This is a genomic window from Klebsiella sp. K5-45, assembly GCF_030128605.1.
Taxonomy (GTDB): Bacteria; Pseudomonadota; Gammaproteobacteria; order Enterobacterales; family Enterobacteriaceae; genus Klebsiella; species Klebsiella quasipneumoniae.
The window spans coordinates 46,166-59,273 of record NZ_JAKUZW010000011.1; the positions used below are offsets into that span (position 1 = coordinate 46,166).

9 protein-coding genes are annotated in these 13,108 nt (G+C 54.0%); 1 reads left to right on the forward strand and 8 read right to left on the reverse strand.

Features of this window, described 5'->3' with window-relative positions:
• Positions 1–12: 12 nt before the first annotated feature.
• The 7 genes from MKS11_RS21855 to MKS11_RS21885 form a co-directional block, all read right to left on the reverse strand.
• Positions 13–564 (reverse strand): glycerol-3-phosphate responsive antiterminator, encoded by a 552-nt coding sequence (locus tag MKS11_RS21855; protein WP_002889866.1) that lies wholly within the window; start codon positions 562–564, stop codon positions 13–15.
• A 14-nt stretch (positions 565–578) separates the two neighbouring features.
• Positions 579–1,370 carry a class I fructose-bisphosphate aldolase gene (locus MKS11_RS21860; protein WP_032455606.1) on the reverse strand — a complete coding sequence of 264 codons (792 nt, stop codon included), beginning with the start codon at positions 1,368–1,370 and terminating at the stop codon, positions 579–581.
• Between the two features lie 510 nt (positions 1,371–1,880).
• Positions 1,881–2,132, reverse strand: a complete 252-nt coding sequence (locus tag MKS11_RS21865; RefSeq protein ID WP_064190037.1) for a zinc ribbon domain-containing protein — start codon at positions 2,130–2,132, stop codon at positions 1,881–1,883.
• A 176-nt stretch (positions 2,133–2,308) separates the two neighbouring features.
• A complete protein-coding gene (gene lpdA, locus MKS11_RS21870; RefSeq protein ID WP_087771491.1) occupies positions 2,309–3,706 on the reverse strand; it encodes a dihydrolipoyl dehydrogenase in 1,398 nt (465 codons plus the stop codon).
• Entirely contained in the window at positions 3,696–5,216 is a 1,521-nt protein-coding gene (locus MKS11_RS21875; protein WP_087771490.1) for a 2-oxo acid dehydrogenase subunit E2, read from the reverse strand. Before MKS11_RS21875 ends, lpdA begins: the two co-directional genes overlap by 11 nt.
• A gap of 3 nt (positions 5,217–5,219) precedes the next feature.
• The gene (locus tag MKS11_RS21880; RefSeq protein ID WP_044521157.1) at positions 5,220–6,239 is read right to left on the reverse strand and encodes an alpha-ketoacid dehydrogenase subunit beta; all 1,020 of its coding nucleotides are present in this window, start codon (positions 6,237–6,239) and stop codon (positions 5,220–5,222) included.
• A gap of 11 nt (positions 6,240–6,250) precedes the next feature.
• Positions 6,251–7,210, reverse strand: a complete 960-nt coding sequence (locus MKS11_RS21885) for a thiamine pyrophosphate-dependent dehydrogenase E1 component subunit alpha (RefSeq protein ID WP_017901009.1) — start codon at positions 7,208–7,210, stop codon at positions 6,251–6,253.
• Positions 7,211–7,464: 254 nt separating this feature from the next.
• Between MKS11_RS21885 and MKS11_RS21890 the strand changes: the two genes are divergently transcribed.
• Complete coding sequence (locus MKS11_RS21890; RefSeq protein ID WP_064190040.1) at positions 7,465–10,230, forward strand: LuxR C-terminal-related transcriptional regulator; 2,766 nt, start codon at positions 7,465–7,467, stop codon at positions 10,228–10,230.
• 538 nt (positions 10,231–10,768) lie between these two features.
• Here MKS11_RS21890 and MKS11_RS21895 read toward each other — a convergent pair.
• Positions 10,769–13,102 (reverse strand): primase-helicase zinc-binding domain-containing protein, encoded by a 2,334-nt coding sequence (locus tag MKS11_RS21895; protein ID WP_210177931.1) that lies wholly within the window; start codon positions 13,100–13,102, stop codon positions 10,769–10,771.
• Positions 13,103–13,108: the final 6 nt, after the last annotated feature.

Here is a 13,108-nt window from a genome sequence, read left to right on the forward strand (position 1 = left end):
ACTCCTTATTGGTTACCATAAGCCGGGCTCGCTGGTGGTTATCCCTTTAAATCCGGCATGGAATATTTTATCTACAAGGTATTTGCGCTTAACAAAGCCTCCGGCGATGAATACCACATCAAAGCCTTTCAAATTTCGGCTAATCAACTCCAGACACTGGCAGGCATATTCAGCAGGTAAGATTTCAATTGCGTCCGGTGGACTGTGTTTAACAATATCGAGCGACTGATCAAGCGATCGCGAGTCGATAAGTAAAACTCGATATACGGTCAGCAATCCCTCTTTTTTTGCGTAGCGTAGCGCGGAGAGATTGGAAGAAATAACACCATCAACCTTGTAATAATTTTTCAGCAGATTGATCCCCGCCTGATCCGGTTTGAAGCCGCCCAGTAATTCAAGGTGAACGAGGACCTTCTTACCGCTTTGATGGCATTTGCCAATCAGCGACTGCAGATTGCCGATATTCGCTTCGGATAGCAGCACATATTCTGACTGGCAGGATAATGCTTTCTCAAAGTATTTATACTTCCTGATGGAAGGGATGATGGTGTTATTTGAAATCATATTAATTTCCGATGTTATTTAGCCATGTAGAGGCTGTATGCATCTTCCGCTGTTGCGTTTTCATGGATGATGGCATTCAGGCCTGCTACCACTTTCGCTGGCTGCGGATCCTGGGTAATGTTCCGTCCCACAGCCACGCCTTTCGCACCCATCTGCATACAGTGCTGAACAAATTTGAAGTAACCGTCGATGCCGGTTTTTGGCCCTCCTAAGGCAAGCACCGGCACGCCAGCAGCTTCAACGATCAGTCGGTCCTCTGGTGAACCGGTAAAACGCGTTTTGATGACGTCCGCGCCCAGCTCCACCGCTGCGCGGGCCGATGCAGCGATGATGGCCGGATTGTTAGAGTCATCGCTGGTGACGGGATAACCATACGGGAGCGATTCGACAATCAGCGGTACGTTCCAGCGATCCGCTGCCTGCGCGAGTTGCATCGCCATAATGTGGGTTTTTTCTTCATTGAAGGCGCCGGGGAAGGTCATGCAGACCACGCCCTCGGCAGCGACTTTAAGCGCATCTTCGACGGAAAAAACGGGGGTAGTATCGGGAACGGTATTGTCAAAGATACTGACCGTGCTGTCGACGCGTAAGACAACGGGAACGCTGTTTAATGCTTCCCGATAATTCTTCAACATGCCGTACGTGACGAGCGCACAATCCAGGCCGTGTTCCACCAGAGCAGGGAGCTGATTTATCGTATTATCAATACCATTTGTTTTCGTGGAAAAATAGTAGCCATCCAGCGCTAAGGTCACGGATTTACCATCTTTTGCGAATATTCTTGCGAGACGACGTTCTTTAGACATTTATTTACTCCTGAGATAAAAAAACAAAAAAAAGCCCTCAGAGACTCGCGTCTCTGAGGGCTTTCTGTTCACATACCCTTTTGATAATGGTTCGGGATTCCAAAGCATTATCAATGCAATTTTTTAGCAAAGTGAGAAAGGTTTAACTTTTTTAAATTAAATCTGTTCTCCTGCGTGATTAAATAACTAACACACGCGATAACTTATTGTCCAGTTGGTATCGTTGAAATGAGAGATTCATCACATCAATATGTTGTATTCCATGAGAAGTGCCGGGTTAAATACAGAAACAGAACCTTTAAAAACCAGGCAATAACGCATCCGGTCAAGGGTGAGAACGCCAGGCGTTTATTTCATCCGCATGAAGATCGCATCCATGCATGCCTATGCCTGCAGGTCGTCATCTACAACGCGCATTTATTCCTGTCCGGATGGCGTACAAAAACGCTATAGCAATGTTGTCGGCATGGCGATCTGTCCTTACTGATTTCATCCTGCCGCCCGGGCAAATTACTCGTCCGCTTTGTGCGCCCAGGCAGGCATCGCCGTCAGATAACGTTTTGCCCGTTTCCGTGATTCCGCTACGCCCACCTTTTGCCAAGAGTCGAGAAAAGCCGCCAGACCGGATACGGCCTCTTCCCAGGATTTCAGATTACCGTCGCTGTCGCTGCAATACGCGCAATATATATCGCTGGCCCCTTGCGCATCAGGTGCGGACATCGGCATTCCGCAGGCCTGGCAAAAACTTTCGTGCTGTGTCATAGATCGCTCCTCCTGTCGTTTGGTTGTCTACTAAACATACAGAATTTACGCATGGCGCTTAGCGTTTCAGATCAATAGATCCTGCCGTAACCGTTGTTGGGGATTTTCTGCCGGGGAGTGCGGGAGGGATAACGGGAACTTACTCCGTATCGCACAGCTATCGCCTCCCTTATTTTTTATTGATGCAACGGTTGATCGCAGGCCGCGAGTATGGATTCATGCATCGCTTCGGAAAGTGTCGGATGCGCAAAGATCATCGACAGGAGACTTTCGTCTGTGGCCTCCAGGTGACGGGCGATGCCAAAGCCCTGGATCTGTTCCGTGACCTGTGCGCCAACCATATGCGCGCCCAGCAACTCGCCGGTTTCAGCATCGAAAATCGTCTTCACAAAACCCTCTGTCTCGCCGCTGGCCAGCGCCTTACCATTGCTCTGATAAGAGAACTTACCGATCCTGACGGGCCGTCCCCTGGCCAGGGCCGTCGATTCCGTCAGGCCCAGACTGGCAACCTGAGGCCGGGCATAAGTGCAACCGGGCACATAGTCGCGATCAAGCGGATGGGCGCCTTCGACACCGGCCAGTGTCTCAACGCAGATCACGCCTTCGTGGCTGGCCTTGTGCGCCAGACACGGCGGGCCGGCTACATCGCCGATGGCATAAAGCCCGAATACGTTAGTGCGACAAGCCGCGTCCGTCTTGATAAAACCGCGGTCTAACTCAACGCCCAGCGCTTCCAGCCCCAGATCTTCAATATTCGGCTGTACGCCGACCGCCAGCAGCACACGTTCGACATCCTGGGAATATTCGCCGCCGGTGTTTTTCAGTGTGCAGCGCACCCCGGTATCGGTGAGCTGTACTTGCGTCACCAGGGTCTGGGTATGGACCTGAATACCGCGTTTTTCGAATGACTTACGCACTGCTGCAGACACCTCGGCATCTTCCACTGGCAAAATCTGCGAAGCTAGCTCGACCAGCGTCACTTTACAGCCCAGATCGTTATAAAGGCTGGCGAACTCGACGCCAATCGCCCCTGAACCGATGATTAAGAGCGATTTGGGTAATAGCTTAGGCCGCAGCGCCTCGAAATAGGTCCAGATATATTCGCCATCTGGCGTGATGCCTGGTAATGCGCGTGGCCGGGCGCCGGTTGCCAGGATCACGTGATCGGCCCGGTAATCGCGCGCTTCACCGCGTGCATCCTCGACCGTGATTTGCCCCTTGCCGCGCAGCCGCGCTGTGCCATCAATGACCTGCACGCCATTTTTCTTCAACAGGTACGCAACCCCTGCGGTGAGCTGTTGCGATACGGTACGGCTAAACTGCACCAGTTTTTGCAGATCGACGTTCACCTCGCCCACGCTGATGCCCAGCTGACTGGCATGGGTGATAGTGTGCGCAACCTCAGCGCCATGCAGCAGCGCCTTGGTTGGAATGCATCCCCAGTTCAGGCAGATGCCGCCCAGATGCTGTTTTTCCACTAATGCGGTACGAAACCCTAGCTGACCGGCACGGATGGCGGCAACGTATCCCCCAGGACCACCGCCGATGATCAGCACATCGTATTTATCGTGCATAGCTCGTCTCCTGGATAAACATCAAGGTCGGGGTTTCAATCAGTCGCTTGAGTTCCCGGAGAAAAGCCGCACCTGCCGCGCCATCGATGACCCGGTGATCGCAGGATAGCGATACCGTCATTTGGTGGCGCGCGACGATTTGCCCGTCGCGTACTACCGCCCGGAGCTCGCCGGCGCCAATGGCGAGGATTGCGCTTTGCGGTGGATTGATGATGGCGTCAAACTGCCGGACGCCGAGCATTCCCAGATTTGACACGCTAAAGGTCCCGCCCTGGAACTCTTCCGGCTTCAGCGTGCCCGCTTTGGCTCTGGTCACCAGCGAGTGAATTTCGTTCGATATGTCGCTAATCGATTTCCGGTTCGCCGAGCGAACAATAGGGGTAATTAGCCCGGCGGGCAGCGCAACGGCCACCGAAATGTCGGCATCAGCAAAGCGGCGGATACTTTGTGTCGCTTCATCAAACTGGATGTTGACGTCAGGCACGGCCACCAGAGCCAGGGCGCAGGCCTTCACCAACAGGTCATTAACCGAAATCTTGACGCCGGGTACTTCGCGGTTAATGTCCTGACGTAACGCTAACAGTCGTTCCAGATCGAGATCGACGTTCAAACGGAAATGGGGAGACTGTTGCTTGGACGTTTGCAGGCGAGAAGCGATAGCCCGCCGCATACCGGACATCGGGATGCTCTCAAAGGGTGCCGGGGCACTCTCCTGCACAGGGCTGGTCTGCGGGTGCTCGTCGAGTAACAACGCCGCGGCCAGCACATCATCGCGACTCACTCGACCGCGTGAACCGCTGCTTCGGCAGTCATGTAAGTTGATACCCAGTTTGCCGGCCAGACGGCGCGCCAGCGGGGTGGCCGATACCTGGCTATCATCGGCATGCGAGCGGGGCGCTTTGCTGCGACGAACAGGGGGCGTCGGGGAGGCCAGGCGACCGCCGGCGGCAAGGATCGCGCTTTCCAGATCAGAAACAGAGATACGATCCCCGCGCCCGCTGCCGCGGACTTTTTTCAGGTCGACACCCCAGCGGGCAGACAGTCTTAACGCATGGGGCGTGGCATTAACCTGAGTCACATCGGTCACGCCTTGCAGACTGACGGGGATGTCGGTCTGCCCAACGGGGGGCTCGGGGCTGTTGGATGGCGGCGAAACAACGGAAGGTGGCTTAGCGCCTGCCTGTGCGGCAGCCTCCGTGCCAGGGGCTGCGGATTTCGCCGTAGCCAGAGTGGCAGCGAATTCGTCCAGGTCAGCATCGCTGACCGAAGCGTCAGCCGCCAGGGCCAGCACGGCGCCTACCTGAAGCGTCTCACCCTCGCGGGCGAGTATCCGACGTAACGTACCGGCAAAGGGGGCCTCCAGCACATTGACGATTTTACTGGTTTCAATCTCACAGATTTCCTGCCCTGGGGTGAAGCTGTCACCCTCCTGGATTGCCCACCGAGCGAGCAAGCCTTCTTCCATGGAAAGCCCCCACTTTGGCATTTCAAGCGTCTTGATTTCGCTCATCGGTTAATCCTCCAGCACTTGACGGACGGCGGCTTCGATACGTTCTACGCCAGGGATCCAGAGTTTTTCGAGAGCAGGGGAGAACGGGACCGGCGTGTGTGGCGGCGTCACCAGCAGAACGGGCGCTTTGAGGAAATGGAATGCCTGGGACGCGATCAGCGCCGCGACATCATGAGCAAAACCGAAGCGTGCCGCGGATTCGTCGACAATCACTACCCGCCCCGTGGACGCCACCGATTCCAGAATCCCTTCCTCATCCAGCGGCGAAATGGTCCGCGGGTCGACCACCTCGACCGAGATCCCCTCTCTGGCCAGTTTGTCCGCCACCTGATTGGCTTTATGCACCATTGCCGACAGCGCAATGATGGTGACGTCCTCTCCTTCGCGGGTATAGTTGGCTACACCTAGCGGGATGGTATAGCTCTCGTCCGGTACCTCGCCCTTGAGGTCGTACAGCATTTTATGCTCGCAGAATACCACCGGGTCGTCGTCGCGAATGGACTGGATTAACAGACCCTTGACGTCATAAGGCGTCGAGGGCACCACCACCTTCAGCCCTGGGGTGGTGGCAAAGATATTATAGGGTGACTGTGAATGCTGGGCCGCGGCGGAAAACCCCGCGCCGATCATACCTCGCATCACCAGCGGGGCCCTGGCTTTGCCACCAAACATGTAGCGGAACTTAGCCGCCTGGTTGTACAGCGCATCGTGACTCACGCCAAAAAAATCCATGAACATCAATTCCGCGACCGGCCGCAGACCCGTCGCTGCGGCGCCGGCCGCCATACCGATAATGGCCGACTCGGTAATGGGCGTGTCGATCACCCGATCGGAGCCGAACTGCGTCCACAGCCCTTTAGTGACCCCAAGCACACCGCCAAAGGCTTCTATCTTCGCCTCTTCGGGCGCATTTCCGCCATGACCGCCACGTAAGTCTTCACCGATCAGCACCACGCGTTCATCGCGTTCCATTTCCTGGGCCAGGGCTTCCTTGACCGCTTCACGATAAGTTTTAATCGCCATAGTTATCACCCTCAGTATGAGACATAAACGTCTGTCAGCAGGTCTTCCGGAGCCGGATAGGCAGCGGCGCGGGCCTTCAATACCGCATCGTTGACCAGGCCTTCTACTTCCTCGTCAATCGCCGTCAGTTCTTCCTGGGTGATATGCTGCTTGACCTTAGCGGTGAAAATCTTCAGCGGATCATGTTGTTCACGCAGGCGTTGCACTTCACCTTCCGCGCGGTATAGCGCGGGATCGCCCTCAAAATGACCATGCCAGCGGAAGGCTTTGGCCTCAATGACGCTTGGGCCACCGCCTTCTCGCGCACGCTTGACCGCCTCTGAGGTTGCCTCATAAACGGCAAAGAAATCGGTGCCATCAACGGTCACTGCCGGCAGGCCGAAGCCAGCGGCGCGTCGGGCGATATCACGCCCACCCACGGCGTAGTCGTGACCGGTCCCTTCGCCGTAACCGTTGTTCTCGAAAATAAAGACGGCTGGAAGCTGGAGCACGACGGCCATATTGATGGCTTCAAAGACCAGGCCCTGATTAGAACCCCCATCGCCCGTAAAAGAGACACCGACGTTGCCGGTTTTTAGCGTCTTTGCCGTTAGCGCGGCGCCGATGGCCAGGGGAGGGGCTCCCCCAACGATAGCGTTCGCTCCCAGCATTCCTTTCGACAGATCGGCAATGTGCATCGACCCGCCCTTACCGCGACATAACCCGCTGTCCTTACCGAATATTTCGGCCATCATGCCGTGAATGTCACAACCTTTAGCAATACAGTGGCCATGTCCACGGTGTGTTGAACCAATGAAATCTGCGCTCGTTAAATTTTCGCAGACCCCCACCGCGATGGCTTCCTCGCCGGTGTAAAGGTGAATGAAGCCCGGAATATCACCGCTGGTATTTTCCTGATGCAACCGCTCTTCAAAGGTCCTGATCTCCCGCATCTTGCGGTAAGCCTGCAATAACGCCTGTTTGCTGAGCATCGTTTAATTCTCCTCAATAAAGGTCACCCAGGCGGGGCCAACAGACAGGGCGGATAACCCTGGCCACACCCATGCAATGAATCTACGAGCGGTTAAAGGGAGTGCGAAGCCACCTTCATGGGGGGGTAGGTGGGGGTTTTCATGCTTGAGGTCAAACTTTCTAAATTTTGTGTAGTAATAAAGTTTGGCTGTCCCATGTCATCCCGGGGGCTGGCGTACAATTGAAAAAAAACAAAGCGAGTAGATAACCACGGATGAAGCCATTGGATTTAGAAAGTCGCCAATCACCCTCACTGGTCTCCGGGCCATTGCGGCTGACGCGAGGCTTGCCGCTAATCCTGACCAAATTCGTCCCGCCTCGCTCCTCGATACAATTGCTGGAGCGCCCCCGGCTGCTTCAGCTTCTCAGTCCCGTTCAGCAGTGCCGGCTGGGCGTCGTCTGCGCCGGCGCTGGATTTGGCAAAACCACGCTGTTGGCGCAATGGCATCAGCAGATGGTCGCCCAGGGCGAACGTATCGCCTGGCTGAGCCTCGATGAGGATGATGATGACGTATGGCAGTTTATTCCTTATCTGCTGCAAGCATTGCGTCCACTCTATGCTGACTGGGACGCCGATTTCTGGCGTGACATGGAAGAACAGAAGCTCTCCAGCTCCGAGCAACTGCTGGCCGGGCTCATTAACCAGCTACACTACTGCCCGCATGACGTGTACCTGATTATCGACGACTTCCACGTGATTAACGATCGTGGGGTCTATGAAGCGCTGGGGTATTTAATCAAGCATGCGCCTGCCGCCTTGCATCTGATCATTGGCAGCCGTTTCCACCCGAATCTTGCGCTGAGCCAACTGCAGGCCCAGGACCAACTGGTGGAGATCTATGATCGAGACCTGCAATTCACGCTCGAAGAAACAAAACACTATTTTAGCCGCACGGTTGCGCTACCCCTCAGCAACCACCATGCACAGCGGCTACAGTCTGTGACAGAGGGCTGGATTGCAGGGATGAAGATCGCTTCATTGTCGGCAGAATTACAGCATGATCCCGAGCATCTGTTGCGCAATATGCATGGAGGAACACGGTCCATTGCCCGCTATCTGAAAGAGGTGGTACTGGACCCGCTGCCGGAAGAGGTTCTCGATTTCCTGGTGAAAACGTCCTTCCTCAGCCGGTTAAATGCCGAACTATGCAATGCAGTGACAGGACGTGATGACAGTCAAGCGATGCTGGCATGGATTGAGCGACACAACCTTTTTTTGTCAGCCCTTGACGAACAAGGCTACTGGTTCCGCTACCATCCTCTGTTGCAGGAAAATCTTCGGACTATGCTGCAGCAGAACAACGCTATTGACCGCAAACAGCTACATGAATTAGCCAGTCATTGGTTCGTCGAACAGAAGCTGTGGTCTGAGGCGGTACGCCATGCGCTCAGCGCAGGCAAGCCGGTGCATAGCCCCGTGCAGGATGGCGCAAGCGCTCAGTCACTGGCGGAAGAAGGGGATATCGATACCCTGATCTCATGGATGCATCATTTACCGCCCAGCACCGATCCTTCGCGCATTGACCTGCAAATTAACCTGGCCTGGGCACTGGCGCATTATTTCCACTTTGATGAGTCGAGGCAGCTGCTTGATAACCTCGATCAGATGGTACTTCATCATCGTGAGGATTTAACTCGCAGCACCTGGTGTAAATTGCGCGTTGTGCGGGCAATTTGCGAAGCCTTTGCGGAAAACATCCCGGAGAGTCTGGCTATTGTTCAGCCGTTGCTGGCCGAAGTGCCCTGCGGTGACACCTGGGTTGATGGTCTGATATGCAATATTCTCAGCTATTGCCATGTTGTTAACCAGCGCTATCACGACGCGCTGGAGGTTCAACAGCATATGCCCTCTCCGGAAAGTCCTTTAGATAATCTGTTTGTCTCGGTTTATCGCGCGTTTATCATTGCCCAGTGCCATCTTTGTCAGGGCGATCTGGGAAAAGCCGGGTGGTATGCAGAGAAAACGTTGCGCCAGGCTGAATGTTATACCGGTACCCAGTCGACCAGTGGCGCGACGCTGGCGCCGCTGCTGGCGGAGATAGCCTATGAATGTCAGAGGGGTGACTCGCCCGATCATCTGTTAGCCGACCGGCTCGAATTCATCGACCGATTCAGTCCACCCGACGCGCTGAGTCGTTGCTATACCTATCTCGCGCGTCAGGCTCTGGATGGCGATATGCCGTATGAGGCCGAGCGATTGCTGGAGCATGCGCAGCGCCTTGCGGTGTCTCGCGGCTGGCAACGGCTCCAGGCCATGATGTTAGCCGAGCAGGTGAGGGTGCGACTGCAGCGCGGCAATTTCACAGGCGCAGAGCAACTGCAGCGACAGCTTGAACAAATGTCCGCCAGCTTCAGAATGGATGCCGAACATCCCTGCCAACGCGCTATCGTTATGTCTGCATCCCTTAGCCGCAGCCGGCTTCTTCTCGCCAGAGGCCTGGCGCCGCAAGCCTGTATTCTCCTGGCTGAGATGGTCTCCGATCAGGAAAGCCGGGGGGACAGGTTAACCGCAGCACGTCTGCGTACGCTCTGGTCATTGGCCTTGTGGCACAGCGGCAAAACTGCGGCAGCGCGCACGACATTTCAGCCAGTGCTGCAGCTGGCTGAACAACAGCATCTCAAAGGCCTCTTTCTTGACGCTGGCGATACCTTGCAACCTTTGCTTATCGGTATGAACGATTCCTCTTCGGCTTGGACAGAGGAAAGGGGAGTGCAAGGTCCCTGGGCAGACAAGCGCGCGCCTGCAGACAGAACACCGTTTAATAGTGGAAGTCCTGATATTCATGAGGAGCTCAGCGAGCGAGAGTTGCAGATATTACAGCTGATCGCTGAAGGTCAGATGAACAAAGAAATCGCTCGCTCCCTCGCTATTTCTGCCGAGACGGTCAAATGGCACATCAAAAACATCTACGCGAAGCTTAAAGTGAATAGCCGCACTCAAGCGATGAGCCGGGCGCTGGAGATGAAATTACTGGATTAATGGTTTGAACAGGGGGGGCTGGGCGCAGAATATTATTCAAACGAGCCACTTTCTTAACGGGCTATGAGCCATGGATAAGTGAGGTACTTGTAAGTCCATGGGGAGCTCTCTGAACAGTGATGGCAGTTTTGATGCCCAGGCTCAGCGATATGAACATTGGTTTTAAGGAGGCGACGCCAGGGGAAAGTCATCCCAGAGAGGCTTTAGGGGAGTGTTTTCTGTAACGTTTTGATTGAAGTGGTGCGATAATAGGAATGAAAAATAGATGTCAAGGCATTGTTTTTAAATGATTTATTTTTATCGAAAAATAATCCTATACACATAGCTATACACACTGGCAAAGGCGTTCAAAAATCACTCATCTCAATATCCAACAAAATACTTTTTCTTGAGCAAACCATTCATACTGTTCACCACCAGATTATTACTATTAATATCAATAAAATAGAAGTTAACAATATAGTGTAGAGTGAACACCAAACTCTACATTTAGCCTTGAGGCATAAAAAAACCCGGCATTCGCCGGGTCGATGAATCGTTAAGTAGATACAGGATCATCGCATTTAGGTAGCCAGTCAGCATTGCTTTCCTCCCTGAGGGCCAGGTTAGTCTGCATTCCCTGATTGGTCCGCCGCTTCTCGTACTGCAGCCCATACTCTTTCAGCATTAACGGCAGCCCCTTGCCAAACATGGTCAGACTGAGCGTGTTTTTATAGCCGTTAGCCTCCATATAGACCAGATAGGCATGGTAAAGGTATGTACGAGGCTGACGTGGGACAATGTTAGCATTACCCATAAACATGCCCGTGGTGTCAGGCAGGACTTCAAGGTAGCCGCAAAAATCAAACGCTGAATCAGCATCACGTTTGATGGTGAGTGCTTCATCGGAATTCTGCTGCGACTGAAGTAATGCTCTTGCGCTCATTGGATCACTGAAACGCTGCATAAGCTGGCGAACAATTACCGCCAGCTCGCTGGCAATCTTCTCTTTGAGCTGAGTATCACGTTCCTCCGGTGCTATCTGGTCGGGGAAATGCAGGATCACCCTTCGGCGTGAAACTCCACCACTACGATCAGTGAAACGCATCGGGTTATTGTTCACAGCCAGGATGACCGCCGGGATGTGAGTTGAATAGGCGTTCTGATATTTGGGATCAACGGATACCGCATCGCCGCCAGTGATGGCTTTTAGTCCGGCCCCGTCACCGCTCCACTTTTCCTGGTCGGGAAGTCGAATCAGTGAAAAACCTATTAACGCAGCTCGTTCTCTTGGCGACTCAAGCATTTCAATGGTTGCCGAGGTAGCGTTATCTTCACCCGCCAGCATGGTTGCTATTTCAGCAAGAATACTCTTTCCACTTCCGCCAGGGCCAGTGACCTCCAGAAAAAGCTGCCAGTCATAACGGTTAGCCAGCACCATAAACAATGCAGCCAGAATAATGTCCCGCTTTTCAGGATTAAAACCTGCGGCACGATCCAGCCAGCGCCAGAATGCCGGGGCATGGGTTTCCAGTGACTCGCCGTCAACGGGCTGCGTGTAATCCACCTCGCACAGCGTACGTAACCAGTGCTTCTTATCGTGCGGGCTGAACAATCCTGTCCGGGTATCGAGCACACCGTTGCGAAATCCGATAAGTTGCCGCGCCGGATTCTGCTGTTGCGGAACGATCAGTTTGAGGGTTTCCACGAGAGACGCAATTTTCGCGGATGAAAAAGGTGCGTCGAGGCGCTGAAACAGCGCAGCGACATCACGGGCAAAATCGGCGTAATAGATAACTTTCCAGGCCCCCGCCTCATAGCGTGAAAGGAGCTGCCCGTTCGGGTCTACTGCCAGTGAATTTTTATAGTGATCCACTACCCTCTGCGCTTTTTCGCTGACACTCAGAGCGGTAAATTCAGCTTCGCTCATTGTGTCGAAAGGGCTGGCAACAGCTGGTTTTATTACTTCATAAATTGCCAGCCGGGTGGCTTCTTCGCCGTTCTGCGTGAATGCATCGTTCCAGTCACCATACACAGGTGGGAGCGCCATTGTGCAATTGCAGGCCCTGGCAGCAGCTTCGCCCCTTGTTTGCCCCGCACCGTTGAGATCGCGGTCAGCAGCAATAATTATCTGGCGCGTTGGGTACTGACTGCAGGCAATGCTCGCCAGGGAAAGGAAATTGACGGATGAAAAGGCCACCATGACAGCATCGCCAGTCAGATGGTTGATAGTGAGTGCGGTGGCATATCCTTCCGCTATCCAGAGCCGTTTGGCTGCTTTGGCAGTACCTTCAATCAGGTAAAAGGCATTCTTAACCTGACCGCCTTTAAGGAAGCATTTGCCCCCATCAGCGTTGATTAACTGCAGATTTACCAGCTCTCCATCTGCATACAATGGAACGATAAGATCTCCCGCGCGAAATGCCACACCACCGACTTTATGCATGGCGGTTAATTCCCGGCAAGGCAGTGCAGGAAACCCTTTACTCGTCAGATAGGCATTGCCTGTGGTCTGACGGGACTTATCAAACAAACGGGCAGCCAGCACTGCTGCAGCTTTTTTCCCGTCCTCTTTTTCAGGAGAACCAGATTCATGCATTTCCTGAGATACTGGCGGCAGGTTTCCGGTAATACCGTTTATTCTGTCTGCCGCTTCACTAATGCCTACATCCAGTACTTTACTTACTAGCGCCAGGCCATCACCTGCCCCGCACTGGTTACAGAACCACGTTCCCCGCCCTTCCTGGTCATCAAATCGAAAGCGGTCTTTCCCGGCACAGACCGGGCAGGGCTGGTGCCGATTTTTCAGTACGGTTACACCCAGTGCGGGTAAAATTCTTGACCAGTGACCACGAGCTGCTTTCTCTGCCTGGCTAACTTTCATTCCTGACATTGTGCG

Bases quoted from the DNA above. Each gene is read 5' to 3' on its own strand.
- MKS11_RS21890 (WP_064190040.1), top strand. From the start codon at position 7,465: ATGAAGCCATTGGATTTAGAAAGTCGCCAATCACCCTCACTGGTCTCC.
- MKS11_RS21885 (WP_017901009.1), bottom strand. From the start codon at position 7,210: ATGCTCAGCAAACAGGCGTTATTGCAGGCTTACCGCAAGATGCGGGAG.
- MKS11_RS21875 (WP_087771490.1), bottom strand. From the start codon at position 5,216: ATGAGCGAAATCAAGACGCTTGAAATGCCAAAGTGGGGGCTTTCCATG.
- lpdA (WP_087771491.1), bottom strand. From the start codon at position 3,706: ATGCACGATAAATACGATGTGCTGATCATCGGCGGTGGTCCTGGGGGA.
- MKS11_RS21865 (WP_064190037.1), bottom strand. From the start codon at position 2,132: ATGACACAGCACGAAAGTTTTTGCCAGGCCTGCGGAATGCCGATGTCC.
- MKS11_RS21895 (WP_210177931.1), bottom strand. From the start codon at position 13,102: ATGTCAGGAATGAAAGTTAGCCAGGCAGAGAAAGCAGCTCGTGGTCAC.
- MKS11_RS21860 (WP_032455606.1), bottom strand. From the start codon at position 1,370: ATGTCTAAAGAACGTCGTCTCGCAAGAATATTCGCAAAAGATGGTAAA.
- MKS11_RS21880 (WP_044521157.1), bottom strand. From the start codon at position 6,239: ATGGCGATTAAAACTTATCGTGAAGCGGTCAAGGAAGCCCTGGCCCAG.
- MKS11_RS21855 (WP_002889866.1), bottom strand. From the start codon at position 564: ATGATTTCAAATAACACCATCATCCCTTCCATCAGGAAGTATAAATAC.